We start from the raw sequence: 21,941 nt of genomic DNA, 5'->3' as shown, positions 1-21,941 counted from the left end.
TTTTTCAGGCTAAAACGGACCTAGAGGTCTATCGCATTCTGGGTGCTGCTTCTCCTCGGGCCTCGGGCAGTGCACGCGCCCGGCGCACGACGACGCCGAGCCGTGGGCCGGGTCCGCCGGTCGTCCCCGTGGACGACCGGCGGACCGGACGTCAGCTCAGTTCCGTGGTCGTCCAGCGCGCCGACGCATTGGTGACCGGCACCGTGGGCCCGGTCAGCGTGGTCGACGCCGCCGCGTCCCGCCGCACGCTCGTACCGACCCACACCTCGACCTCACCGGGTTCCACCACGCGGGTGAGCGTGCGGTCGGAGAACGCCAGGCGGGTGGTGGGCACCGTCAGCGCGACGGTGACCGACTGCCCCGGCTCCAGGCGTACCCGCCGGTAGCCCAGCAACTGCGCCACCGGCCGGGTCACCGAGGCCACCAGGTCACGACCGTAGAGCTGGACCACCTCGTCGCCGGCGACCGCGCCGGCGTTGGTCACCCGCACTGTGACGCGCAGCGCGCCGTCGGTCGGCGTCGTGGCCGGCACGGCGAGGTCGGTGTACGCGAACGTGGTGTACGACAGGCCGTGCCCGAACGGCGCCACCGGCAGCGCCGGCAGGTTCGTGACCTCGTTGCCCTGGCCCAGGGCGGGGTGCAGGTAGGAGTACGGCTGGGCGCCGGCCGAACCGGGCAGGCTGACCGGCAGCCGGCCGGACGGGTTGACCCGGCCGGAGAGCACCCCCGCGATCGCGGCGGCGCCCTCCTCACCGGGGAAGAACGCCTGCACCACGGCCGCGCAACGGGCCAGCGCCCAGCCGACCGCGTACGGCCGGCCGGTGATCAGCACCAGCACGACCGGGGTGCCGGTGGCCAGGACCGCCTCGACCAGCTCGCGCTGGACGCCGGGCAACTCCAGGTCGTCCCGGTCGCAGCCCTCGCCGACAGTGCCGCGCCCGAAGAGGCCGGCGTGGTCACCGACCACCAGGACGGCGACGTCGGCCGCGGACGCCGTGGCGACCGCCTCGGCGAAACCGGACCGGTCGTCGGTGTCGACCTCGCAGCCGCCGGCCCAGGTGACCCGTTCGGCGCCGAACTCGTCACGCACCGCGTCGAGGACCGTCGGCACCTCGATGCCGGTCTCCACGCCGGCGTGCTGGACCAGCACGTGGTTGAGGAAGGAGTAGCACCCGAAGAGCGCGCCCTGCCGGTCCGCGTTCGGGCCGACGACCGCCACCCGCGGGCCCGCCGCCAGCGGCAGGACGCCCTGGTTGGCGACCAGCACGACGGACTCCTCGGCGAGACGGCGGGCGGTCGCCCGGTGCGCCGGCGGGTCCAGGTCGACCGCGCCCGGCGGCTCGTCGGTGAACGTCGCGTCGAGCAGCCCGAGGTCCTGCTTCTCCCGCAGGACCCGCAGCACCGCCCGGTCGACGAGCGCCTCGTCGACCGTGCCGGCCCGCACCGACTCCCGCAGCGTCAGGTAGGCGTCCCCGGTCGGCAGCTCGACGTCGACACCCGCCGCGAGGGCCTGCCCGGCCGCCTCCGCGTGGTCGCCCGCCACGTGGTGCAGCAGGTTCAGGAAGGCGACGCCGTAGTAGTCGGCCACCACCGTGCCGTCGAAGCCCCACCGGTCCCGCAGCACGCCGGTCAGCATCGTCGGGTCGGCGGCCACCGGCACGCCGTCGATCTCGGCGTAGGAGTGCATGACGCTGCGGGCGTCACCGTCGAGGATCGCCATCTCGAACGGCAGGAACAGCACGTCGGCGAGCTCGCGGGGACCGGCGTGCACCGGGGCGAAGTTGCGGCCGGCACGCGACGCGGAGTAGCCGGCGAAGTGCTTCAACGTCGCGTGCACGCCCTGCGACTGGAGGCCGCGCACGTACGACGTGCCGATGGTGCCGACCAGGTACGGGTCCTCGGCGATGCACTCGTCGACCCGGCCCCAGCGCGGGTCCCGGATCACGTCGAGCACCGGGGCGAGACCCTGGTGGATGCCCAGCGCCCGCATCGAGGACCCGATCGCGGCGGCCATCTCGGTGACCAGGTCGGGGTCGAACGCGGCGCCCCAGGCCAGTGGCGTGGGGAAGGTGGCCGCCTTCCACGCCGACAGGCCGGTGAGGCACTCCTCGTGGACGATCGCCGGGATGCCCAGCCGGGTGCCGGTCACCAGGCTCCGCTGGAACCGCCACAGCCAGGCCGCGCGCGCCGCGGCGTCGACCGGGCGGGTGCCGTAGACGCGGGTGAGGTGGCCCAGTCCGTGCCGGGCGAAGTCCTCCAGCCGGGCGGCGGCGGCGAACTCGCCCTGCAGGGGCGCGACCGCCTCGCCGTCCTCCTTCTCCCAGAACCCGACGAGCTGCGCGATCTTCTCGTCGAGCGTCATCCGACCGAGCAGCTCGCGGACCCGGGTCTCGCCGGCGTGCCCGTCCGGGCCCTCCTGGGCCGGTGCCGGCCCGTCCACCACCGCGTGGACCTCTGTCATGGTGTGCCTTTCCCTTGGTTGTGCGCGTACCGCTGCCGCTCAGCCCTTGACCGCACCCTGCAGGCCACCGACGATCTGCTTCTCGGCGAGGGTGAAGAAGAGCAGTGCCGGCAGCATCGCCAGCGAGGTGAAGGCGAGGACGCCCGCGGTGTCGGTGGTGTACTGGCTGGAGAAGTTCTGCACCCCCAGCGGCAGGGTGTGCAGGTTGACGTCGCCGAGGACGAGCAGCGGCAGCAGGAACGCGTTCCAGCTCGCCACGAACGCGAGGATCCCGACGGTGACGAGCGCGGGCCGCGACAGCGGCAGCACGATGCGCCAGAGGAAGCCGAGCCGGTCCGCGCCGTCGATCGCCGCGGCGTCCTCCAGCTCCCGGGGGATGGCGGCCAGGAAGGGCCGCAGGATGACGATCGTGATCGGCAGCGAGAAGGCGACCTGCGGGAGGATCACCGCGTAGTAGGAGTTGATCAGGTTCAGGTCCCGCAGCATCAGGTAGAGCGGCAGGATCGCCGCGCCGGCCGGGAAGAGCAGGCCCAGCGTGAAGAACGTGTTGAGCGCCTCCCGGCCGCGGAACGTGTAACGGGCGATCACGAACGCGGCGCAGAGACCCAGCACCACCACGCCGAGCGTGGTGCCCAGTGCGATCACCGCGCTGTTGAACGCCTGCCGCCAGAAGTCGCTCTGGGTCAGCACCCGCGCGTAGTTGTCCCACACCCACGGGTCGGGCAGCCCGGCCGGGTCGGCGACGATCTGCGGCGTGGTGCGGAAGCCGCCGACGATCACGTAGACGATCGGGGCGATCGACACCGCCGCGACCGCGAGCGCCAGCGCGTACGTGAGCGGCGTGCCCCAGGAGATCGGCCGGCGGCCGGCAGCCGGCGGCAGGACGGAATTCGCGGTCACGGTCAGTTCGCCCTTCTCGTGATGGCGCCCTCGATGTCGCGGCGGAGCAGGAAGCGCTGGAACAGCAGCGCCGCCACGAAGGAGATGACGAACAGGATCACGGCCACCGCGTTGCCGTAGCCCCACAGCCGGGCGAAGAAGCCGTTGTCCACCATGTACGTCGCCATGGTGGCCGACGCGCCGAGGGAGCGCACCGCCGGCACCGAGGTCACCCAGACCACGTCGAAGACCTGGAGCGAGCCGATCACCGACAGGAACATCCAGATCCGGATCGTCGGGCCGAGCAGCGGCAGCGTGATGTGGCGCTGGGTCTGCCACCAGCTCGCGCCGTCGATCGCGGCGGCCTCGGTCAACTCCTCCGGCACGTTGGACAGGCCGGCCAGCAGCAGGATGATGGCGAAGCCGACGTACTTCCAGGTGAGGACGAACAGCAGCGTCCAGATGACCACGTCGAGGTCGGCGAGCCACGCCTGCACCAGGCCGCCCAGGCCCACCGCCCGCAGCAGTTCGTCGGCCGTGCCGTCGCCGGTCAGGATCAGCTTCCACATGATGCCGACGGTGACCTCGGCGAGCACGTACGGCACGAAGGCCAGCAGCCGGAACGCGCCGCGTCCCCGGAAGCGGCGGTTGAGCAGCAGCGCGACGCCGAGCGCGAGCGGGCCCTGGACCAGCAGCGAACCGAACACCACGATGGCGTTGTTGCGCAGCGCGTCGAGGAAGATCGGGTCCTGGAACGCGAGGGTGTAGTTCTTGAGGCCGACGAACTCGGTGGGTGGGCCCACCCCGCGCCACCGGAACAGGCTGTAGTAGAACGCGAAGCCCATCGGCACCAGCACGAACGTCACGTAGACGACGAGCGCCGGCGTGGTGAGGCCGACGATCTCGTACCACTTGCGGCGGGTCTCGGCCCGACGGGAGTAGGCGCGTCCGGCGGGCCGGGAGCCCGCCGGCGGCGCGGTGACGCCGCCGGCGGGGAACCGGGTCTGGTCGGTGGAGGTCACTTGCTCGCGGCCGCCTTCATGGCGGAGACGACCTTCTCCGGCGTGCCGTTGCCGGCGAAGATGGCGACGATGGCGTCGTTCATCGCGTTGCCGACGGTGCTGCCGTAGGCGGTGTCCAGCCAGAGCTGCACGTAGGTGGCCTCGGACGTGGCCGTCAGGATCGACTTCAGCGCCGGGTCGGTCACGCCGTCCGCCGCGCCCTTGGCGACCGGGAGGCCGGTGCCGGTGGCGGCGTAGCCCTTCTGCACCTCGGGGCTGACGAGGTACTTGAGGAACTCGACGCACTCCGCCGGGGCCTGCTTGGCGCAGGCGAACCCGTCGCCGCCGCCCAGGGCCGCCTTCGGGTCACCGGCGGACCCGGAGATCGCCGGCACCGGGAACCAGCCGAGGAACTTGCCGAGCGCCGCCTTGTCGGTGGCGACCGTGTCCAGGGTGCCCCGGTTCCAGTCGCCCATCAGCTCCATCGCGGCCTTGCCGTTGGCGAGCAGGCCGTTGGCGCTGGTCGGGTCGTTCTGGCCGGGGGTGGCGATGAAGTTGTTCTGGAACGGCTTGGTGTCGATGAAGGTCTTGAGGTCCTGGCCGGCCTTCACGAAGCACGGGTCGTCGAAGTTCCGGTCGGTGGACGCCTTCTTCAGCGTGTCGACCGAGCAGGCGCGTAGCGCGAAGTTGTACCACCAGTGCGCGGCGGGCCACTTGTCCCCCGCGCCCAGGGCGATCGGCACGACGTTGATCGCCTTGAGCTTGGCGACCGCGGCGTTGAGTTCCTCGAAGGTGGTCGGCGGCGCCGCGATGCCCGCCCGCGCGAACATGTCCTTGTTGTACCAGATGCCCTCGATGCCCATCCGGTACGGCAGGCCGTACTGCTTGCCGTTGACCTGCCAGATCTCGGCGGCGGTGCCGCTGTCGGCGACCTCGGTCTTGACCTGGTCGGTGATGTCCTTGAGGTAGTCGGCCTCCACCTGCTCGCGCATCTCCCCGCCACCCCAGGCCTGGAAGATGTCCGGCGGGTCGTTGCTCAGCAGCGCGGCCGGGAGCCGGGTGCGCTGGAGCTGGTTGGTCTCGATCGCCTCGATCTCGATCTTGACGGTCGGGTGGGCGGTGGAGAAGTCCTTGGCGACCTTCTCCCAGTACGTCTTGCCGGGGCCGTCCTGGGAGGCGTTGTGCCACCAGGTCAGCGTCACCGGGTTCTGGTACAGCTCGCTCTCCGGAGCCGCCTTGTCGTCGTCGCCACCGCCGCTGCATCCGGCGGCGACGAGGGCGCTGGTCATCAACAGTGCCAGCACGGCACCGGCGCGGCGTTTCATCGCCATTAGATGTCTCCTCGACCGCTCAGTCGGGTTACCTGACGGGGAGTGTTACAGCCACGTAACTCGATGTCAATCGGTATCGATAACGTTTTCGAACCGTCGCGCCGCCACCCCACGAGCCCTCTATCATCGTCGGCGTGACCTTCCCGCAGCGCGTCAAGATGTCGGACGTGGCCCGCACCGCCGGCGTCTCGGTGGCAACCGTATCCAAGGTTGTCAATGGACGGTACGGCGTCGCCCAGGCCACCGTCGAGCGCGTGCGGCAGGTCATCCACGACCTCGGGTACGAGGCCGACCTGGGCGCGCAGAGCCTGCGCAGCCACCGGACGAACGTGCTGGGCATCCTGGTCGCCGAGTTCGAGCCGTTCTCCACCGAGCTGCTCAAGGGCGCCTCCCGCGAGGTGGCCGGCAGCGGCTACCAGTTGCTGGCCTACTCCAGCGGCGACGGCGAGGGGGCCGCCATCGGGTGGGAGCGCCGGTCGCTGGCCCGCCTCTCCGGGACGCTCATCGACGGGGCGGTGATCGTGACGCCGACCGTGGTCGAGACCAAGCACGGCTTCCACGTCGTGGCCGTCGACCCGCACACCGGCCCGTCCGGCCTGCCCACCGTCGACTCGGACAACTTCGCCGGCGCCGTGCTCGCGACCAACTACCTGCTGTCGCTCGGCCACCGCCGGATCGGGCACATCAGCGGGCGGCCCGACCTGGAGTCGGCGCGCCTGCGGGAGGCCGGCTTCCGCCAGGCCATGGCCGACGCCGGCGTGGCGGTGGACGAGCGACTCGTCCGCGTCGGCGGCTTCCGGATCGAGGGCGCGGCCGGCACGGCGGCGGAACTGCTCGCGCTCCCCGACCGGCCGACCGCGATCTTCGCGGGCAACGACCTGTCGGCGATCTCCACGCTGGACGTCGCCCGGAGCATGGGCATCCCGGTGCCGGACGACCTGTCGGTGATCGGCTTCGACAACGTGCCCGAGTCGGCGCTCGTCGACCCGCCGCTGACCACGATCCGGCAGCCGCTGCAACGGATGGGCGCGGAGTCGCTGCGCCTGCTGATCGACCTGATCGCCGGCGTCGAACGCGACGCGCACATCAGGCTGCCCACCGAGCTGGTGGTGCGGGCCTCCTGCCGCCCGCTCGGCTAGTGCTCTGACCGGCAGACGGACCGCTCGTGATCATGGACTCATGCGGGCGAGAGCATCTCCTGAAGGATGCGCTGCAGCTCGGTGCGGTCCTGGGGGGTGACTCTCGCCAACCTGCGGTCGTACTCCGCCGCGAGGGCGGCAAGTGCACGATCCCGTGCCTCTGTGCCCTCAGCGGTCAGGACGAGCCGGTGACGCCGCAGGTCCGCCTCGTCGATCTCGCGGCGGACGAAGCCCTTGGCGACGAGGTTGCGGACGTAGACCGTCACGCTCGCCTTGGGCAGCAGCAGTGCCGTCGCGATCTCGGCCGGGTACGGCGATGCCTCCACCTCGGCCAGGACGAAGAACTCCTTCGTCTCCAACCCGAGCTCGGTCAGCTCCTCCGTGCAGGCATCCATCACGACTGCCAGCAGCCGCTGGTTCAGCGTCCACAGCTGCGCCCCGTCGACCGACATGCGGGCCCTCCATCACGTGGTACAGTTTCGTACTAGTTCCATCTCGTACAACACGTCGTCTTGTACTTGACTCCTATGGAACATGATCCCACGAAGGAAGTCAGGCATGCTCACGCACCTCACGATCCCGCGCGGGCCCATCAACCTCGCCGCGGACCTCCACCTGCCCGACAACGCCGACAGCAGCGCACCGCTGCGCGCCGTGGTGCTCTCCACCCCGGGCAGCAGCGTGAAGGAGCAGATCGGCGCCAACTACGCCTCCCGTCTCGCCGCCCGCGGCATCGCCGCGCTCGTCCTCGACCCCGCCCATCAGGGCCAGAGCGAGGGCGAGCCCCGCGACCTCGAAGACCCCTACCGCCGGGGTGAGGACATCTCCTACGCCATCGACATGCTCACCGCGACCCCCGGCATCGACCCGCAGCGCATCGGCGTCCTCGGCATCTGCGCCGGTGGGGGCTACGCCGTGCACACCGCCCGCACGGATCACCGCATCAAGGCGGTCGGCACGGTCGTCCCCGTCAACGTCGGCGCCGCGTTCCGCAGCTTCTCCCCCGACGGTCCGGCCGCAGCACTCGACGCCCTCGCGGACGCACGGACCGAGGAGGCCCGCTCCGGCGAGACGACCCGCGTGAACTGGCTGCCCGACACCCTCGAGGACGCCACGGCAGCGGGCCTGACCGACATCGACACCACTCAGGCCGTCACCTACTACCGCACCGAGCGCGGCGGTAACGAACACTCCACGAACCGGCGCCTCCTGCGCAGCGACTCCCTCCTGCTGGGCTATGACGCCTTCCACTTGGCCGATCAGCTCATGACCCAGCCACTGCAGGTCATCCTCGCCGGACGCATCGGCAACACCGGCTCCTACGACACCGGCATGCAGCTGTGGAAACTGGCCCCCAACCCGGTCGACCTCATGATGATCGACGGCGCCGGCCACTACGAGATGTACGACGAGCCGGCATACGTCGACGCCGCCGTCGAAAGGCTCACCAACTTCTACGTCAACAACCTGTAAGGCATCCAACCCGGCGAACCCATGCGGTCACCGCACTAGACGGGTGTCCGCGACCACTGCTGGTTGGCGCCGGTGTTGCACGGATACTGCTTGAGGACCACGCCGTCCGCGGTCGACAGGGCCGGCACGTCCACGCACTTGCCGCTGTGTCGGGCCCGGAGCTGGAACCAGCCGCCGTTGGCCACCATCTGGAACTGCTGGTTCGCGCCGCTGCCGCAGGTGTACTGGATGAGCTCGGCGCCGTCGGCGGTCGAGGCGCCGGTCACGTCGAGACACTTCCCGCTGTGCCGGCTGACGAGGCGCCAGTATCCGCCGCCGGCGTCGGCGAACTGCCACTGCTGCCACGCGTTGCCGCCGTACGTGTACTGGCCGACGCGCGCGCCGTTGTCGGTGTTCGGCGCCTGGACGTCCATCGCCTTGCCGCTGTGGCGCACGGTGACCCGGTAGGACGTCCCGCTCGACGGCGGCGGCGTGGTCGGTCCGCCGCCGACGGTGTCGCCCCACCCGTAGCGGATCCGGTCCGCGCCGGAGGGGTTGCGGACGGTCAGGTCGAGGTTCGTGCCGCTGCCGCTGAGCGAGAACATCGAGTACCAGTCGTACCCGATGCTGCCGGGCTTGCCGCCGAGGGCCGGCCAGTAGGTGCCGCCCATCCGGTTGTCCCGCATCACCTGGGCCATGGCGCGGATGTGGCGCACGAAGTTGTCGGTGCTGGCGGCGTCGGCGTAGTCGCGGCCGTCGTTCATCGGCGCGCCGAACTCGGTGGCCACCGCGCGGGAGGCGCAGTTGCCGAGGCGGGTCTGGATGTGGCTCCGGAAGGCGTCGTAGCTCATCGCCTCGTAGAAGAACGCGTAGTGGTGGAAGGAGAACAAGGTCGCGGCGAAGCGGGGATCGTTGCAGACGTCGCGCAGGTCCTGGCTGAAGCCGGTGCCGCCGATCAGCACCCGGGCGGGCACCGCCGAGTAGTGGTAGCTGAGCCAGTTGGCCGCGACGTCGCGCCACTCCGCCGAGCTGTAGCCGTGCGGCTCGTTCATCGGCTCGAAGTAGACGTTGGGGTTCGACCCGTACGTGTTGGTCACCGTGGACCACATCGCGTTCCACGCGGCGAGGTTCGTGATCCGGCCGCCGGAGGCGGCGCCGTCCTCCCAGTAGGCCAGGATGACCTTGAAGCCCCGCGCGGTGGCGGCGTCGACGGCGCCCCGGTAGGCGTCCCACCACGCCGTCCCCACCGTATGCGTGTTGATCGGCAGCCGGACGGTGTTGACGCCCATGGTGGCCGCCATGTCGTCGTAGAGGGCGTTGGCCTTGGCCCGCACGGTGGCGTTGCTGTCGGACATGCTCAGCCCCTGCACGACGAGCGGGCCGGTGCTGAAGTTGTCGCCCAGCACCGCCCAGTTCATGCCGCGGAACTGGTCGGTGGCGGCGGCGGCCGGCGTGGGGGCGACCGCCACACCACCCACTAGCGCGGTCAGCGCGCCCAGCAGCGCGATCAGCAACCGACTACGCCTCACCCCGTCCATGCCCACAACCTCCCTAAACAGACAACCATCAATGTGTACGTTAACACCGACGGGCGTCAAGAGGTCAGGCGCCGGGACGATTGACGACGCCACATCGATCGCCGTAATGTTCCGGCCGAGTTTCGGAAAAGTTCCCGGAAGTTTCGCCCGCTGCCGGAAGGACACCTGTGAAGCCGAGCCGCTGGATCGCCGCCGGCCTGGTCGCCGTGGCGACCGCCGCCGCCCTCAACGTCGTGCCCGCCACCGCCGGGCGCCCCTACGACCCCACCGCGCAGAGCCTGCGCGACCTGGCCAAGCGCCACGGCCTGTACGTGGGCACCGCTGTCGACATGGCCACCCTCGACAACGCCGCCGAGCCGCGCTACCGGGAGCTCGTCGGGTCCGAGTTCTCCACCGTCACCGCCGAGAACGTGATGAAGTGGGAGAGCCTGGAACCCACCCGGGGCACCTACGACTGGGGTCCGGCCGACGAGCTGGTCGCGTTCGCCCGCCAGCACCACCAGCGGGTCCGCGGTCACGTGCTGGTCTGGCACAACCAACTGCCGGCGTGGCTGACCAGCGGCGTCGAGGACGGCTCCATCGACACCGCCGAGCTGCGCCGCATCCTGCGCGACCACATCACCGCCGTGGTCCGCCACTTCAAGGGCCGGATCTGGCAGTGGGACGTGGTCAACGAGGCGGTCAGCGACCCCTGGGACACCCCGTCCACGCTGCACTACAAGGGCTTCTGGGCCGAACACCTCGGCCCCGGCTACATCGCGGACGCGTTCCGCTGGGCCCGTGCCGCCGACCCGGACGCGCTGCTGTTCTACAACGACTACAACATCGAGGCCTTCGGCTCCGGCAACCCGGCCGACGACAAGACCCAGTTCGTCTACGACATGGCCCGGGACCTGCGCGCCCGGGGCGTGCCGATCGACGGCGTCGGCAGCCAGGGCCACCTGGGCACCCAGTACGGCAACTACGACACGCTCCAGGTCGCCGCCGCGCTGCGGAAGTTCGCCGGCCTGGGCCTGGCGACCGCGTTCACCGAGGTGGACGTGCGCAGCCAGCTGACCGCGGGGGTCCAGGCGGGCGACTCCGCCGAGATCAACCCCCGGTTGCAGGCGTCCGCGGCGAACTTCAGCACGCTGCTGCGCGCCTGCCTGGCCGAGCGGCACTGCCTGTCGTTCACGCTCTGGGGCTTCACCGACAAGCACTCCTGGGTGCCGGGCGCGTTCTCCGACCCGCCGGAGGGCCTGGCCACCGTGTACGACGAGAACTACCGGCCGAAGCGGGCGTACCAGGAGCTGAAGGCGGACCTGATCTTCGCCGGGCCGCCGTTCGTGCTGCCCCGCGTCCCGCAGCAGCCGCGCCGCTAGGCCGGTCTCACGCCGCCCGGCGGCGGCGGAGCTCCGACTCCAACCGTCCGATCAGCGTCCTGCGGGCCTTGCCACCGCGCTCCCGGCGCAGCGCCGCGTCGAGCTGGCGGGTGTCGAGGTCCCGCACCAGCTTCACCGCCTCCGCCACCGGCAGCTCGTTCACCTGCTCGGCCGCGGTCGCGTCCCGGCGGGCCCGCTTGGCCGGGCCGGTGTTCGGGACGTACTGCCGGCCGGTGCGGGAGGCGCGCCGCTTGCGGCGGTCGGTCTCCCGCCGTTCCTGCTCGGACAGCTCCTCCCATGCCTGTCTGGGCAGGTAACGCTCGGTTTCACCGTTGTGTCGCGCGCGCGTGTCGCCCTCCCGGGTCTGCCACTGCTCACCGCCCCAGCGTTGCAGGGACCGCTGGCGTGCGTCCTTCGGGCCCTCGAAGCCCCCGCCGCGCTTCTTGTACTCGTTGGTCAGCAACTGCGACTTGCGGGCCGACCACTGCCCCGGCCGGCCACCCTTGTCGGAGGCCTTGATCTCCTCCTTCAGCCGTTCCCGGAGCTCCGGCTTCGTGTACTTCGCCATGACCCGGCGTTACCCGGAGCGGGCGGGGCCATGCCCCTCAGGAGGCGGCCCGGTAGACGAGGTCCATCGTGTCGGACCGGCCGGACCAGGCCAGCCGCAGGTGCCAGCAGCCGGCCGCCGGCAGGTCGACGGTGGACGGACCGGGGCCGCCGGCCACCTCCCGGGTGACCGGGGTGCCGACACCGTCCAGCGTCGCGGTGATCACCAGCGTGGTCGACGCGGTCGGGTCGGGCGAGCCGGATGTCGGACGCCCCACCCAGAGGATCTTGTTGGTCGGTCCCTCGGCCCGGGCGTACGTCAGCGGGTGCCCGAACAGGATCGCCACGATCTCCCCCCGGTCGCCGAGGACGTGCGGCATCCGCGTGTCGCCGCTGAACCCGGCGTCCGCCCAGTCCGGCAACCGGCCGGTCGCCACCGCCGCGCGGCAACCCGTCGCGGCGGGCGCCGCGGTGGTCGTACCGGCCGGTCCGGCGCCCGGCGTCGGCGGGGCCGGCCGGCCCGCGCTCGTGCAGCCGGCCAGCAACAGCACCGGCACCAACAGGACCCTGCCCGGACGGGACATCCGACACCCCCGATCGACGACGTACGCTCACCAGCAGGACACCGCCCGCGCCCGGCGGGTTCCCGGCTCACTCCAGCGAACCCGCGACGTCGAGCGCCTCGCCCTGGGTCAGGTCGCCCTCCAGCCGGTAGCTCACGCCGCCGGCCTGCCAGATCAGCGTCGCCGCGCTCAGCCTCGCGGTGGCCACCCGCACGCTCCCCCGCCGATCGATGTACGCGAGCGCGTGCGGGCCGCCGACCCAGATCGCGAAGTCGCCGTGCACCTGCGTGAACGTCACGTCGGCGCCGGCCGTCTGCTTGTGGAACACGGTGTCGAGGGTGCCGTCGAACGCGTCCAGCCGCAGCGTGCCGCCACGGTAGAGCAGGCTGGCGACCCGGTGCGCACCGGCGCCGTCCGGGTCGGCGACCAGCACCCGCTCGGGGGCGCCGAGCCGGGCCGGCACCCGGATCGGGAAGCGGACCTGCCGCTGGGCCTCGGCGAGCGCGACCGGACGCTGCGCCGGCAACGGCGACGGGGTGCCGGTGGGCGGCGCGGGCAGGGGCGAGGTGTCGATGACGACGCCGGAGAACCGCAGCAGCCCGGTCACCACGTCGGCCAGGGCGGCCCGGCCCGGCGGCAGCGCCGCGACGAGCAGGGCCGAGAGCGCCACGGCCAGCCAGTACCGCCACCGCCGTGGCGGCGCGGCGAGACGGTCGCGGACCTGGGCGGTCACGTCCGGCGGCGCGGCCGGCTCCAGCCAGGCGGTCAGCTCACGCAGCTCCCGTTCCAGGTCATCCACGGCGCACCTCCTCGCGGTCGAGCAGGCCGCGCAGTTTGGCCAGGGCACGGTGGGTCCGCGACTTCACGGTGCCCCGGGGCAGCCCCAGCACGGTGCCGGTCTCGTCCTCGGTGAGGTCGAGCAGGTAGCGGCAGGCGATCACCTCGCGGTCCCGGGCCGGCAACCGGCGCAGCGCCCCGACCAGCGTGGCCCGGCGTTCGGCGGCGAGAACCGCGTCGAGCCCGTCGCCGGCGGTCTCCTCGGGCGCCGGGTCGGCGGCCGCGGCCCGCAGCGCCAGCCCGTCCCGCCGGCCGCGGGAGCGGTGCAGGTTCCGGCTCTCGTTGGCCACGATGGCGAGCAGCCAGGACCGGAACGACGCCTCCCCCCGGTAGCGGGACAGCTTCCGGTACGCCTTCACGAACGCCTCCTGAATGACGTCCTCCGCGTCCGACCCGGCGCCGAGCAGCACCGCCGTCCGGTACGCGGACGCGGTGTGCCGGGCGACCAGGAGGTCGTACGCCTCCCGGTCACCGGCGCGTACGCGGGTGACGATCTCCTCGTCGTCCAGGGCAACCTCCGTCGGTCCACTTCTCCGACACCGCCCGCGCCGGCCGGGTTCCGCCGAGTTTGATCGGCGGCCCGGGCGGAAAGAGTGGCGGGATGAGCTGGGCCAGAAGAGCCGTACCCGCCGCCGTCGCCGCCGTCGCCGCCATGGCCGCCCGGGACCTGCTGCAACGCGACCACGCGCTGCGGCGCAACTTCCCCGTCCTCGGCCGCGCCCGCTACCTGATCGAGTCGATCGGGCCCGAGCTGCGCCAGTACGTCGTGGCCGGCAACGACGAGGAGCGGCCGTTCACCCGTGACCAGCGGCGCTGGGTGTACGCCTCGGCGAAGCAGGAGAACAACTACTTCGGCTTCGGCACCGACAACGACATCGAGCACACCCGCGGCTATCCGATCATCAAGCACCGCACGTTCGGGCGGGCCGTGCCGCCGTCCGCGCCGGGCGCCGGGCACGACGTGGCGCTGCCGTGCGCCAAGGTGCTGGGCGCGGCACGTGGGCGGGCGCGGGCGTTCCGGCCGGAGTCGGTGGTCAACATCTCCGGGATGAGCTTCGGCTCGCTCTCCGGCAACGCGATCGAGGCGCTGAACCGGGGCGCCGCGTTGGCCGGCTGCCTGCAGAACACCGGCGAGGGCGGCCTGTCGCCCTACCACCGCAAGGGCGGGGAGCTGGTCTTCCAGCTCGGCACCGCATACTTCGGCTGCCGTGACGAGCGGGGCCGGTTCAGCCTGGACCGGCTCAAGGAGCTGGTGGCGGACGCGCCGGTGCGGGCGTTGGAGATCAAGCTCAGCCAGGGCGCCAAGCCCAGCCTGGGCGGCCTGCTGCCGGCGGCGAAGGTCTCCGCCGAGATCGCCGCCACCCGGGGCATTCCGCAGGGCGAGGACTGCGTCAGCCCGTCGCGGCACGCCGAGTTCTCCGACTGCGACAGCCTGCTGGACTGGGTGGAGCTGCTGGCCGCCGAGACCGGTCTGCCGGTCGGCATCAAGTCGGCGGTCGGCGACCAGGGCTTCTGGGAGGAGCTGGCCACGCTGATGCGGGACACCGGCCGCGGCGTCGACTTCGTGACCGTCGACGGCGGCGAGGGCGGCACCGGCGCCGCCCCGCTCATCTTCAGCGACTCCGTGTCGCTGCCGTTCCAGCAGGGCTTCTCCCGCGTCTACCGGACGTTCGCCGAGCACGGCCTGCACGAGCAGGTGGTCTTCGTCGGCGCCGGCAAGCTCGGCCTGCCGGACAACGCGGTGGTCGCGTTCGCGCTCGGCGCGGACATGGTCAACGTGGGCCGGGAGGCGATGCTGGCGATCGGCTGCATCCAGGCGCAGAAGTGCCACACCGACACCTGCCCGACCGGTGTCGCCACCCAGAACGCCTGGCTGGCCCGGGGCCTGGACCCGGCCCGCAAGTCGGTGCGGGCCGCCAACTACGTCCGCACGCTGCGCCGGGACCTGGTCAAGGTCGCCGAGGCGTGCGGCGTGGAGCATCCCGGCCTGATCGGCACCGACTCGGTCGAGATCGTCGACGGCCGGATCGCCGCCACCGGACTGGACCAGGTGTACGGCTACCGGCCGGAGTGGGGGCTGCCGTCGGCCGCCGACCGGGCGGAGATCGTCCGGCTGATGACGGCTGAGGCACCCCGCGGCGGCAGCGCGCCGCCGTCGGCCACCGCCGTCGGCTGACCGGGCGTCGCCGGGTCAGAGCGCGCCGGCGAGTCGCCCCCGCCAGCCGGCGAGGACCGCGCCGGGGTCGGTGGCCAGCACCCGTTCCAGCAGCGTGGCGTAGACGTCCCGGAAATCGGTGGTGAACTTCAGGTCGCCGTCGTCGAGGTCGGTGAGGCTGGGCGGCTCGCCGTACAGGCCACCGGTGACCGGCGCGCCCAGCAGCAGCACGTTCGAGGCGGTGCCGTGGTCGGTGCCGTCGGAGGCGTTGGCCCGGACCCGGCGGCCGAACTCCGAGTAGACCGCCACCACCACCTTGCGGCCGGCCTCGGTGCGGGACATCCGGTCGGTGAAGCGGCTCAACGCGCCGTCGAGCTGCCCGAGCAGCACCTGCTGGAGCTGCTTCTCGTCGGCGTGCGTGTCGAAGCCGCCGAGCGACACGGAGAAGACCCGGGTGACCACGCCGGCCTCGACGCACCGGGCGACCAGGTCGAGCTGGGCGTCCAGGGAGGCCCGGGCCCCGCCGGTGGCGGTGCCCGGCGTCGTCTCCCCGTCGTCCTCGGTCTCGTCCCCGGCCGCCGTGGCACGGACCTCGCGGACCATCCCGTCGACCGCGCGCAGGTCGGCGAAGCAGGCCGCGGCGCGGGCCCGGGCCGGTGAGTCGTCCGGCGTCGCGGCGGCGAGCGCAGCGAGCGTCTCGGCGCCGAGCCGGGGCACCGTCTCCCGCTCGGTCACCGGCACCGACGCTCCCGCTCCCCGTTCGCCGGCCAGCAGCGGCGGCAGGGCGGGCTCGAACGACACCGCGAGGCGGGGGTCCGCGCCGGCCCGGTCGAGCCAGCGACCCAGCCAGCCAGTGGTGCCGGGCCGGTCCGGTTGGGCGGTGTGCCAGATGTCCATGGAACGGAAGTGGCTGCGGTCCGGCTTCGGGTAGCCGACGCCGCGCACCACCGCGAGCCGGCCCGCGCCGTACGCCCGGTGCAGGCCGCCGAGCGCGGGGTTGAGGCCGGTGCCGTCGTCGAGCCGCAGCACCTCCTCGGCGGAGTACGCCAGCTCGGGCCGCGCGGCCCGATAGGCCGGGTCGGCGTGCGGCACGACCGTGTTCAGACCGTCGTTGCCGCCGTAGAGGGTGACCAGGACCAGCGTGCGGGCCTGCGGGTCCCGGTCGCCGGCGGTGTCGAGCAGGTCGCTCAGGCGGTACGCGGCGGCGCCACCGGCCAGCGCGGTCGCGCCGACCACGCCGCTGGCCACCAGGAACCGTCGTCGGGTCAGGACGTCCATGGATCGTTCCTCTCAACTGACCGCGTACTCGGGGCTGACCAGGCCGGCGACCAGCAACCGGCGTGGTTGTCCGGCCAGCGGGGCCAGGGCGGCCCGGGTGCGATCGCTCCACCTGTCGACGACCAGCAGCCGCGCCAACGCGTCGGGCCGCCCCGCCGGCGGCGCGGCGGCGAGCCGGGCCAGCACCACCGGATCGGCCGCGCCGGCCAACTGGTCGGCGACCCGCATCCGGGCCTGCAACGACGAGGTGGTCAGCCAGGCCGTGCCGGCCGGCCAGCCACCGACGCTCGGCGGGCGCAACGGCACCTGGTCCAGGGCGTCGAGGCCGGCCAGCAGCCGGTTCCGGCCCGTCCCGGTCAGCCTCGACGGGGCTACGCCGAGCTGCCGGGCCGCGCCGACCAGCCATTCCACGGGTTGCTTGACCAGCGTGTCGCGGGTCAGCGCGAACGCCGGCGCGGTGAAGATCCGGCGCAGCGTACCGATCGTGTCCGGCCCGGCGAGGTCCGCCGGGGCCGGCACCTGCGTGCCCGCGTAGCGGAACCACAGCCGACCGGCGACGAACCGGGCGGCCTCCGGGCGGCCGGCGAGCAGCGCCGCGTACGAACCGGCGTCGAAGGCGGCCCGGCTACCGAGGATCGTCTTCGGACCGGGGTCGTGCCGCCGCGCCACGAACCGGGCGACGCCGGTCCGCCGGTCCACCGTCCAGCCGGTGAGCGCCCGCGCGCCCTCCTTCACGTCGGCCTCGCCGTAGCCGCCGATGCCCAGCGTGAACAGTTCCATCAGCTCGCGGGCCAGGTTCTCGTTCGGCGCCCGCCGGGTGTTCTGCTGGCCGTCGAGCCAGAGGACGAGCGCCGGATCGCGCACCATGGCGTCGACCAGCGGCGGCAGCGGCCCACGGCCCAGGCGGCGCAGGGTCTCCAACTGGCGCAGCATCAGCGGCGCCGACCGGACCTTGCGCACGCTGGTGGCCCAGTGCCCGTGCCAGAAGAACAGCAGCTTCTCCTCGCCCTGGTGCTCGGCGGCGATCATCCGCGCCAGCCACCAGGCGGTCAGCGTGGTCACCTGCTCCCGCCGCCCACGGTTGGCCTGCTGGCGCAGCTCACGGGCGGCGTCCTTGTCGAGCGCGGCCGCCGGGTCGGGGCCGAGCGCGGGCGTCGGGGTGGCCGCCGCACCGCGGTCCGGGCCCTCGGGGTCGAGCAGCCGGTCGAGCGTGGCGGCCAGCCCGGCGCGCTCGGCGTCGTCCACCTCGTCGGCGGTCGGCCCGAACGTCGCCCGGCGCAGCAGGTGCGCCACCGCCTCCCGTTCCGTCATGGGGTCGACGTTAGCGGCGCGGTGTTCGAGGACGGTACGAATCACGTGCGGGCAAGGTTTGTCACCGGTAGGGCGTACCGTGCCCGGCATGGTCGTGGACACCGGGCCGGCGGTGCGCGCCGGGCGCCTCCGGCTGCTGCCGTTGGCGCTGCTGTTCCTGACCGTCGGCACCTCCTTCTCCGTGGTGATGCCGTTCCTGTCGCTGTTCCTCGACACCGAGGTGCGGGCCGATCCGGTGCGGGTCACCGCGTTCCTTGTCGTCGCGCCGCTGTCCGGGGTGGTCGTGGCCGTGCGGGTCGGGCGGCTGTCGGACCGGTGGCCGATCCGGCGTCGGCTGCTGATCGGCGCGTCGCTGGCCGGGATGGTGGGCGCCGGCCTGATCGCGTTCGTCCGCGACTACTGGGTCCTGATCGTGCTCACCGCGACCGTCATGGCGCTGGCCAACTCGCTGTTCCCGCAGTCGTTCGCCTACACCCGTCAACTGCTCGACCGGGACAGTCCCGCGCGGGCCGCGCTCGGCGTCAGCGTGATGCGTACCGTCTTCTCGCTGTCCTGGGTGGCCGGGCCGCCGCTGGCCGCGGTGCTGCTCTCGGTCGGCGGCTTCCGGCTGGTCTACGGCGCGGCCGCCGCCATGTACGCGCTGGCCGCGCTGATCGCCACGTTCCGGCTGGAGGAGCTGCCCGTGCCGCCGCGGCCGGCCCCGGACGAGCAGGCCGCCGGCCCGCCGGGCACGTCGCGGGCGCGGTTGGCGCTGACGGTGGCCGCCTTCACCATGTTGCAGTGCCCGCTGACGCTCGGCGTGCAGGTGCTGCCGCTGTTCATCGGCCGGGTGCTGCGCGGCGACCCGGCGGACGCCGGCCTCGTGCTGGGCCTCTGCGCCGCGCTGGAGATCCCGCTCCTGCTGGGGCTGGGCGCGCTCACCGCACGGGTCCGGCTCCGGCCGTTGATCCTGCTCGGCGCCGGCTGCGGCATCGTCTAACACGCGATCGCCGCCGGGGCGACGAGCGTGCCGCTGCTGCTCGGCGCGCAGCCGGTCAACGCGCTATTCATCGCCGCGGTCTCCGGCGTCGGCATCTCGTACGTGCAGGATCTGCTGCCGGGCCAGCCCGGCCGGGCCACCACGCTGTTCACCAACACGTTCCCGATCGGCGCGATGCTCGCCGGCCCGCTGCTGGGGCTCGCCGCGCAGATCGGCTTCCGCTGGGCGTACGTCATGGCCGCGGCGCTGTGCGCGGCCGGGACGCTGGTGCTGGCGCTGACCCGGCCCGGGGCGGGCGGTCAGCGACGGCGGGCCAGGACCACGTGGTCGACCAGCTCGCCCGGGTGACCGTCGGGGCCGGCGGCGGTGCGGCGTGCCGCGCCCAGCCGTTCGATCTCCCAGCCGTCCGGTTCGAGGTCGACCGCGGCGAGGATCTGCTCCGGGCTGGCGAACCGCGGGTCGTCGGCGTCGAGCCCGGACCACGGCGGCGGTGCGCCGTGCTCGACGACGAGCAGCCGGCCGCCGGGCGCGACCGCCTCGGCCGCCCGACGCAGCACCTGCTCCCGGGGCAGGGCCAGCGGGGACTGGAAGAACTGCGCCGACACCAGGTCGAAGCGGCCGGCCGGGAAGTCCCGGGTCACGTCGTGCCGGGCGGTGGTGATCCGGTCCGCCACGCCGGCCCGCGCGGCCTCGACCGCGAGTCGCTCCAGCGCCACCGTCGAGATGTCCACGGCGGTGACGTGCCAGCCCCGGGCCGCCAGCCAGACCGCGTCGCCGCCTTCCCCGCTGCCCAGGTCGAGCACGGTGCCCGGCGGCAGCCCGGTGGCCACCTCGGCGAGCAACGGGTTGACCCGGCCGCTCCAGATCCGGTCCGACTGCGCGTACCGCTCGTCCCAGAACCGGGCCGGGTCGGTGTCCGCCGGCGGGTCCTGGTGGTGCTGGTGGTGCCCGGTCATGCCTGCCTCCTTCGCCGCCGGGCGCGTCGGTGGCCCGGCCCCGCCATCGTGCGCGCGGGCCGAGCTGGCGGCAAGGATCCTTGCCGTTCCGGCAAAAGAAACGGAAAGGGGCCGCCGGTTGTCCGGCGACCCCTTCCCGAGGGCGGATGCGGTCAGGCGATGCTCACGCCGTAGACGCTGAGCGCCTCGGTCACCGGCTGGAAGTAGGTGGTCCCGCCGGAGGAGCAGTCACCGTTGCCGCCGGAGGTCAGGCCGATCGCGCTGCTGCCGCTGAACAGCGAGCCGCCGCTGTCGCCCGGCTCGGCGCAGACGTTCGTGCGGATCAGGCCGGAGACGCTGCCCTCGGCGTAGTTCACCGTGGCGTCGAGCGCCTCGACCGTGCCGCCGTGCAGGCCGGTGGTGCTGCCGGAACGCTGCACCGACTGCCCGACGAACGCGTCGGCCGCGCCGGTGATGGCCTGCGTGCTGCCGTTGTAGAGCGAGACGCTGCCCTCGGCCGCGCCGGCGTTCGTGTGCTGCACGATGCCGTAGTCGTTGCCGGGGAAGCTGCCGGTGCCGCCGGTGCCGAGCTGGCTGCTCTGCCCGGAGTCGGCGTACCAGGTGGCGGCGATCGCGGTGCAGTGCCCGGCGGTCAGGAAGTAGTAGGTGCTGCCGCTGCGCACGTTGAAGCCGAGCGAGCAACGACCGCCGCCCTGGGCGTAGATGGCCTCGCCGCCGGCCGTCCGGGTGCCGAGCGTGCCGGCCTCGCGTTCGATCCGGATCGTGCCGTCGAGCTGCTTCGCGACGGCCCTGACCCGGTCCAGCTTCGCGCCGGTGACGGTGCTGTCGACCGAGACGACGACCTGGTTGGTCGCCGGGTCGGCCCACCAGGCGGTGCCGGGGATGCGGGCGGACCTGTCGAGCGCCGAGGTGGCGCGGGCGAGGTCGTCCGCGCCCCGGGTGACGAGCCTGGGGGTGGCGCCGGCCGCGCGGACCTTCTGGGCGGCGGCGGCGTCGGTCACCGTGACGACCATGGCGCCGGCGGCGTCGGCGTACGTCCCGGCGGAGCGGTCGCCGAGTGCGGCGGCGAGCGCGGTGGCCTTCTCGGGGGTGGCGGACGTCTCGGGTGCGGCGTGGGCGGGTGCGCCGGCCAGGGAGCCGACGACCAGCGCGCCGGCCACCGTGAGGGCGGTGGCGGAACGCCGTGATGACCCGGAGAGTCGCATGTGGATACCTCCTGGAGCTGAGCACGGGCGGCCTTTCGGCAGCCCCGGGCAGCCGTTCGGCCGGTGAGGCTCGGCCGATCGGGCTTCATCGAAGTTGTCACATGTTCGTCATAGATGGCAAGAGTTCCGGTTGCGGCGACTAGCCCCGATCTCAGCACTCGGGTCGGGTAGGACCGATCGGCGGCGACTCGGGCGGTTGGCGGCATTCACGCGCGTCCTTACTGGTCAGTAACGCGATCCGGGCGCGGCCCCACCCGACCCCGCCCCGACCCCCCGACCAGATGCCGGGACGAGATCGACATCGAAAAATCACCCACCCACCCACCCACCCGCCCCGCCCGCCCCCACCCCCCGGACGCCTGATTCACGGAAAGAGTGCCCATAGCCGCCGGGATGGCCACTCTTTCCGTGAATCAGCGCGCGGGCCGGGGGTGGGGTGGGAGGGGTGGGAGGGGTGGGAGGAGGGGGCGGGAGGGTTAGCGGGGTGGGGGCAGACATGAGTCATCGACCACGGAGTGAGGGGAGCTGACGACATGGCGACCGGTGACATCGACACCTACCAGCAGGACGGGCAGTGGAAGAACCGCCCGGAGGGCAACGAGCGCGCCAGCAGCCGACACGACACGAAGGCCGAGGCGGAGGCCGCCGGCCGGGAGATGGCGGCCGAGCGCGGCACCGAGCACGTGATCAAGAAGCAGGACGGCACGATCGGCGAGAAGAACACGTACCCGCGTAGCCGCGACCCCCGCGAGATCCCGGGCTGAGCCGCTCACTCCCGACCGCCGGACGGCGCCGGACCCGCTGGGGTCCGGCGCCGTAGGGCGTATTGGCATAAAAAGTTTTGTGTGGTTCCTACAACGGTCGCCGCTCAGGGTTCGGCGATTACGACATGGCGCCGCCCGCTGACAGACGGAAAGGTGAGGCAAGCCGGAGGCACCGCCGCCACCCG

21 protein-coding genes are annotated in these 21,941 nt (G+C 72.7%); 7 read left to right on the top strand and 14 right to left on the bottom strand.

Features of this window, described 5'->3' with window-relative positions:
• Positions 1 to 151: 151 nt before the first annotated feature.
• Genes ACH495_RS12400 through ACH495_RS12385 form a run of 4 tightly spaced genes read right to left on the bottom strand, consistent with a single transcriptional unit; the run spans position 152 to position 5,672 of the window.
• Complete coding sequence (locus tag ACH495_RS12400; RefSeq protein ID WP_396857800.1) at positions 152 to 2,461, bottom strand: glycoside hydrolase family 3 N-terminal domain-containing protein; 2,310 nt, start codon at positions 2,459 to 2,461, stop codon at positions 152 to 154.
• Between the two features lie 39 nt (positions 2,462 to 2,500).
• Complete coding sequence (locus tag ACH495_RS12395; protein WP_396858047.1) at positions 2,501 to 3,367, bottom strand: carbohydrate ABC transporter permease; 867 nt, start codon at positions 3,365 to 3,367, stop codon at positions 2,501 to 2,503.
• A complete protein-coding gene (locus ACH495_RS12390) occupies positions 3,364 to 4,362 on the bottom strand; it encodes a carbohydrate ABC transporter permease (protein ID WP_396857799.1) in 999 nt (332 codons plus the stop codon). The genes ACH495_RS12395 and ACH495_RS12390 overlap by 4 nt, the downstream gene beginning before the upstream one ends.
• On the bottom strand, positions 4,359 to 5,672 hold the full coding sequence (locus ACH495_RS12385) for an ABC transporter substrate-binding protein (protein ID WP_396857798.1): 1,314 nt from the start codon (positions 5,670 to 5,672) through the stop codon (positions 4,359 to 4,361). The genes ACH495_RS12390 and ACH495_RS12385 overlap by 4 nt, the downstream gene beginning before the upstream one ends.
• A 134-nt stretch (positions 5,673 to 5,806) precedes the next feature.
• Between ACH495_RS12385 and ACH495_RS12380 the strand changes: the two genes are divergently transcribed.
• Positions 5,807 to 6,811: a LacI family DNA-binding transcriptional regulator gene (locus ACH495_RS12380; RefSeq protein WP_396857797.1), complete on the top strand. Its 1,005-nt coding sequence runs from the start codon at positions 5,807 to 5,809 to the stop codon at positions 6,809 to 6,811.
• Between the two features lie 38 nt (positions 6,812 to 6,849).
• Here the strand turns inward: ACH495_RS12380 and ACH495_RS12375 are convergent, their stop codons facing one another.
• Positions 6,850 to 7,263: a MarR family winged helix-turn-helix transcriptional regulator gene (locus tag ACH495_RS12375; protein ID WP_396857796.1), complete on the bottom strand. Its 414-nt coding sequence runs from the start codon at positions 7,261 to 7,263 to the stop codon at positions 6,850 to 6,852.
• Positions 7,264 to 7,369: 106 nt separating this feature from the next.
• Between ACH495_RS12375 and ACH495_RS12370 the strand changes: the two genes are divergently transcribed.
• A complete protein-coding gene (locus ACH495_RS12370) occupies positions 7,370 to 8,284 on the top strand; it encodes an alpha/beta hydrolase (protein WP_396857795.1) in 915 nt (304 codons plus the stop codon).
• Positions 8,285 to 8,319: 35 nt separating this feature from the next.
• Here the strand turns inward: ACH495_RS12370 and ACH495_RS12365 are convergent, their stop codons facing one another.
• On the bottom strand, positions 8,320 to 9,801 hold the full coding sequence (locus ACH495_RS12365; protein WP_396857794.1) for an RICIN domain-containing protein: 1,482 nt from the start codon (positions 9,799 to 9,801) through the stop codon (positions 8,320 to 8,322).
• A gap of 167 nt (positions 9,802 to 9,968) precedes the next feature.
• Here ACH495_RS12365 and ACH495_RS12360 point away from each other — a divergent pair, with 167 nt between their 5' ends.
• Positions 9,969 to 11,162, top strand: a complete 1,194-nt coding sequence (locus ACH495_RS12360; RefSeq protein WP_396857793.1) for an endo-1,4-beta-xylanase — start codon at positions 9,969 to 9,971, stop codon at positions 11,160 to 11,162.
• Between the two features lie 7 nt (positions 11,163 to 11,169).
• Here ACH495_RS12360 and ACH495_RS12355 read toward each other — a convergent pair whose 3' ends face one another.
• The 4 genes from ACH495_RS12355 to ACH495_RS12340 all read right to left on the bottom strand — a co-directional run bounded on the left by ACH495_RS12355 (position 11,170) and on the right by ACH495_RS12340 (position 13,557).
• Positions 11,170 to 11,730 carry a DUF5872 domain-containing protein gene (locus ACH495_RS12355; protein ID WP_396857792.1) on the bottom strand — a complete coding sequence of 187 codons (561 nt, stop codon included), beginning with the start codon at positions 11,728 to 11,730 and terminating at the stop codon, positions 11,170 to 11,172.
• A 37-nt stretch (positions 11,731 to 11,767) separates the two neighbouring features.
• The gene (locus ACH495_RS12350; RefSeq protein WP_396857791.1) at positions 11,768 to 12,265 is read right to left on the bottom strand and encodes a hypothetical protein; all 498 of its coding nucleotides are present in this window, start codon (positions 12,263 to 12,265) and stop codon (positions 11,768 to 11,770) included.
• Positions 12,266 to 12,359: 94 nt separating this feature from the next.
• The gene (locus ACH495_RS12345) at positions 12,360 to 13,070 is read right to left on the bottom strand and encodes a hypothetical protein (protein WP_396857790.1); all 711 of its coding nucleotides are present in this window, start codon (positions 13,068 to 13,070) and stop codon (positions 12,360 to 12,362) included.
• Positions 13,063 to 13,557 (bottom strand): RNA polymerase sigma factor, encoded by a 495-nt coding sequence (locus tag ACH495_RS12340; RefSeq protein ID WP_396858046.1) that lies wholly within the window; start codon positions 13,555 to 13,557, stop codon positions 13,063 to 13,065. Before ACH495_RS12340 ends, ACH495_RS12345 begins: the two co-directional genes overlap by 8 nt.
• Before the next feature lie 152 nt (positions 13,558 to 13,709).
• On the opposite strand from ACH495_RS12340, the gene ACH495_RS12335 reads away from it, so the two are divergent.
• Entirely contained in the window at positions 13,710 to 15,284 is a 1,575-nt protein-coding gene (locus ACH495_RS12335; RefSeq protein ID WP_396857789.1) for an FMN-binding glutamate synthase family protein, read from the top strand.
• Between the two features lie 15 nt (positions 15,285 to 15,299).
• On the opposite strand, the gene ACH495_RS12330 is transcribed toward ACH495_RS12335, so the two are convergent.
• The gene (locus ACH495_RS12330; RefSeq protein WP_396857788.1) at positions 15,300 to 16,541 is read right to left on the bottom strand and encodes a DUF1501 domain-containing protein; all 1,242 of its coding nucleotides are present in this window, start codon (positions 16,539 to 16,541) and stop codon (positions 15,300 to 15,302) included.
• Positions 16,542 to 16,553: 12 nt separating this feature from the next.
• Positions 16,554 to 17,852: a DUF1800 family protein gene (locus ACH495_RS12325; RefSeq protein ID WP_396857787.1), complete on the bottom strand. Its 1,299-nt coding sequence runs from the start codon at positions 17,850 to 17,852 to the stop codon at positions 16,554 to 16,556.
• Between the two features lie 88 nt (positions 17,853 to 17,940).
• Between ACH495_RS12325 and ACH495_RS12320 the strand changes: the two genes are divergently transcribed.
• Together ACH495_RS12320 and ACH495_RS12315 are read left to right on the top strand one after the other, a co-directional pair.
• A complete protein-coding gene (locus ACH495_RS12320) occupies positions 17,941 to 18,831 on the top strand; it encodes an MFS transporter (protein WP_396857786.1) in 891 nt (296 codons plus the stop codon).
• Positions 18,832 to 18,858: 27 nt separating this feature from the next.
• A complete protein-coding gene (locus tag ACH495_RS12315) occupies positions 18,859 to 19,179 on the top strand; it encodes an MFS transporter (RefSeq protein WP_396857785.1) in 321 nt (106 codons plus the stop codon).
• On the opposite strand, the gene ACH495_RS12310 is transcribed toward ACH495_RS12315, so the two are convergent.
• The gene (locus ACH495_RS12310) at positions 19,131 to 19,787 is read right to left on the bottom strand and encodes a class I SAM-dependent methyltransferase (protein ID WP_396857784.1); all 657 of its coding nucleotides are present in this window, start codon (positions 19,785 to 19,787) and stop codon (positions 19,131 to 19,133) included. The genes ACH495_RS12315 and ACH495_RS12310 overlap by 49 nt on opposite strands.
• Before the next feature lie 152 nt (positions 19,788 to 19,939).
• Complete coding sequence (locus tag ACH495_RS12305; RefSeq protein ID WP_396857783.1) at positions 19,940 to 20,992, bottom strand: S1 family peptidase; 1,053 nt, start codon at positions 20,990 to 20,992, stop codon at positions 19,940 to 19,942.
• Positions 20,993 to 21,525: 533 nt separating this feature from the next.
• Between ACH495_RS12305 and ACH495_RS12300 the strand changes: the two genes are divergently transcribed.
• A complete protein-coding gene (locus ACH495_RS12300) occupies positions 21,526 to 21,756 on the top strand; it encodes a DUF2188 domain-containing protein (protein WP_107157330.1) in 231 nt (76 codons plus the stop codon).
• Positions 21,757 to 21,941: the final 185 nt, after the last annotated feature.

It is taken from the genome of Micromonospora sp. NPDC018662 (assembly GCF_044391475.1).
Lineage (GTDB): Bacteria > Actinomycetota > Actinomycetes > Mycobacteriales > Micromonosporaceae > Micromonospora.
Note: the sequence above shows the minus strand (reverse complement) of the source record. Positions and strands in the feature narration are given on the sequence as shown.

What these genes read in the sequence shown, in the direction of transcription:
- ACH495_RS12400 (WP_396857800.1), bottom strand. Translation starts at nt 2,461, where the DNA reads ATGACAGAGGTCCACGCGGTGGTGGACGGGCCGGCACCGGCCCAGGAG.
- ACH495_RS12385 (WP_396857798.1), bottom strand. Translation starts at nt 5,672, where the DNA reads ATGGCGATGAAACGCCGCGCCGGTGCCGTGCTGGCACTGTTGATGACC.
- ACH495_RS12375 (WP_396857796.1), bottom strand. Translation starts at nt 7,263, where the DNA reads ATGTCGGTCGACGGGGCGCAGCTGTGGACGCTGAACCAGCGGCTGCTG.
- ACH495_RS12370 (WP_396857795.1), top strand. Translation starts at nt 7,370, where the DNA reads ATGCTCACGCACCTCACGATCCCGCGCGGGCCCATCAACCTCGCCGCG.
- ACH495_RS12365 (WP_396857794.1), bottom strand. Translation starts at nt 9,801, where the DNA reads ATGGACGGGGTGAGGCGTAGTCGGTTGCTGATCGCGCTGCTGGGCGCG.
- ACH495_RS12355 (WP_396857792.1), bottom strand. Translation starts at nt 11,730, where the DNA reads ATGGCGAAGTACACGAAGCCGGAGCTCCGGGAACGGCTGAAGGAGGAG.
- ACH495_RS12335 (WP_396857789.1), top strand. Translation starts at nt 13,710, where the DNA reads ATGAGCTGGGCCAGAAGAGCCGTACCCGCCGCCGTCGCCGCCGTCGCC.
- ACH495_RS12330 (WP_396857788.1), bottom strand. Translation starts at nt 16,541, where the DNA reads ATGGACGTCCTGACCCGACGACGGTTCCTGGTGGCCAGCGGCGTGGTC.
- ACH495_RS12325 (WP_396857787.1), bottom strand. Translation starts at nt 17,852, where the DNA reads ATGACGGAACGGGAGGCGGTGGCGCACCTGCTGCGCCGGGCGACGTTC.
- ACH495_RS12320 (WP_396857786.1), top strand. Translation starts at nt 17,941, where the DNA reads ATGGTCGTGGACACCGGGCCGGCGGTGCGCGCCGGGCGCCTCCGGCTG.
- ACH495_RS12310 (WP_396857784.1), bottom strand. Translation starts at nt 19,787, where the DNA reads ATGACCGGGCACCACCAGCACCACCAGGACCCGCCGGCGGACACCGAC.
- ACH495_RS12305 (WP_396857783.1), bottom strand. Translation starts at nt 20,992, where the DNA reads ATGCGACTCTCCGGGTCATCACGGCGTTCCGCCACCGCCCTCACGGTG.
- ACH495_RS12300 (WP_107157330.1), top strand. Translation starts at nt 21,526, where the DNA reads ATGGCGACCGGTGACATCGACACCTACCAGCAGGACGGGCAGTGGAAG.